Source organism: Bartonella sp. AP36NXGY (genome assembly GCF_042195865.1).
Taxonomy (GTDB): Bacteria; Pseudomonadota; Alphaproteobacteria; order Rhizobiales; family Rhizobiaceae; genus Bartonella.
In genome coordinates this window covers 1-1537 of record NZ_JBHIPD010000095.1, presented here as the reverse complement: position 1 = coordinate 1537, position 1537 = coordinate 1, and the positions used below count along the sequence as shown (strand labels likewise).

Sequence of the window (1537 nt, the reverse complement as noted above, 5' to 3'; positions counted from 1 at the left end):
GGGGTTTTATGTTAATTGTGTGGTGTGTGAGTTTTCCTCGTTGTACTGTAATGAATATGTGGAGGGAGTAGAGGGCTGTGATTAGTATGTTAAGTCCTGTTAGCACGATAGTGATGTGAGAGCAAGAGAATGAGGCTGTAATCACGAAGAGTTCTCCAATTAAATTAATGGTGGGGGGTAAGGCTAGGTTGGTAAGGTTTGCTGTGAATCATCAGAGGGCTATTAGTGGAAGTAGTGTTTGAAGTCCTCGGGAGAGTATTATAATGCGGCTGTGGGTGCGTTCATAGTTTGAGTTAGCTAGGCAGAATAGTATAGAGGAAGTAAGTCCATGGGCAATTATGAGGGTGGTTGCGCCAGAAAAGCTTCAGGGGGTTTGAATGAGGGAGGCTATGATTACTAGGGATATATGGCTTACGGAGGAGTATGCGATGAGTGATTTTAGGTCTGTTTGTCGTAGGCAGATTGAGCTTGTTATGATTATGCCTCATAGGGCTAGCATGAGGAAAGGGTAGGCTATGTATTCTGTTAGGGGGTTAAGAATAGGGGTGAGTCGTATTATGCCATAGCCACCTAGTTTTAAGAGTACTGCGGCGAGGACTATTGAGCCTGCGATAGGGGCTTCAACATGGGCTTTTGGGAGTCATAGGTGTAGGCCATATAAGGGTATTTTTGTTATGAAAGCTATCGTGCATGCTAGTCAGACGAGGTTGTGTGATCAGGTGGTTGTTAGTTTTTGGTCTGTGAGTGTTAGTAGTATGATATTTAATGAGCCTGCGTTATTGTAGGTGTAGGTTAATATGATGAGTAGGAGTAGAGAGCCAGTTAGTGTATAGAATAGAAAGTATGTGCTTGCGTTGAGGCGTTCTGCTTGGTTACCTCATTTGGTGATGATGATTAGGGTGGGAATAAGGGTGGTTTCGAATAGGATGTAGAATAAGATTAATTCTGTGGCCATGAATGTTAGAATTAAGGTGATTTGAAGGAAAATTATTGTGGAGAGGTAGAGTTTTTTTTGCGAAGGGGGTTCATTGCATAGGTGGTACTGGCTAGCTATTATCATGAGGGGTAGAAGTCAAGCGGTTAGTGTCAGAAGGGGTGTTGTTAGTGGGTCGGAGGATAGGTAGGTTGAGTGGTTAAGGAGGTTGTTATTGGTTTGGTTAAAAAATAGTAGGGGAATGAGGCTAATGATTAGGCTATGTGTAGTTAAGTTAATTCAGATTATGTTGTTTGTAGAGAATCATGTTATTGGTAGCAATATGGTTGTTGGAATGATTATTTTTAACATTGAAGTAGACTTAAGTTGTGGATGTAATCTAGACCGTATGTATTGGAGATTGAGACTATTAGGGCAAGGCCTACTGCTGTTTCGCAAGCAGCAAATACTAGTAGGGTGATTGGTATGATGTTGGTCAGAGAGGAGTGTGTGTTTGAGGCCATGAGGGCGATTGTGATGAAGAGTGATATTATTATTCCTTCTAGGCAGAGGAGGGAGGCTATCAGGTGTGAGCGGTAGACTAGCATTCCTAGAAGTGAGATG

The 1537-nt window shown here is 42.4% G+C and carries 1 protein-coding gene and 2 pseudogenes; all 3 read right to left on the bottom strand.

Annotated features, from left to right (window positions below):
• Nucleotides 1–211: 211 nt before the first annotated feature.
• A pseudogene (locus ACFINX_RS10020) lies at nt 212–862 on the bottom strand (proton-conducting transporter membrane subunit); the annotation flags it as partial.
• A gap of 15 nt (nt 863–877) precedes the next feature.
• Nucleotides 878–1213 (bottom strand): annotated as a pseudogene (locus ACFINX_RS10015) (hypothetical protein).
• 65 nt (nt 1214–1278) lie between these two features.
• Nucleotides 1279–1536, bottom strand: a complete 258-nt coding sequence (locus ACFINX_RS10010) for an NADH-quinone oxidoreductase subunit K (protein WP_375668790.1) — start codon at nt 1534–1536, stop codon at nt 1279–1281.
• Between the last annotated feature and the right edge of the window lies 1 nt (nt 1537).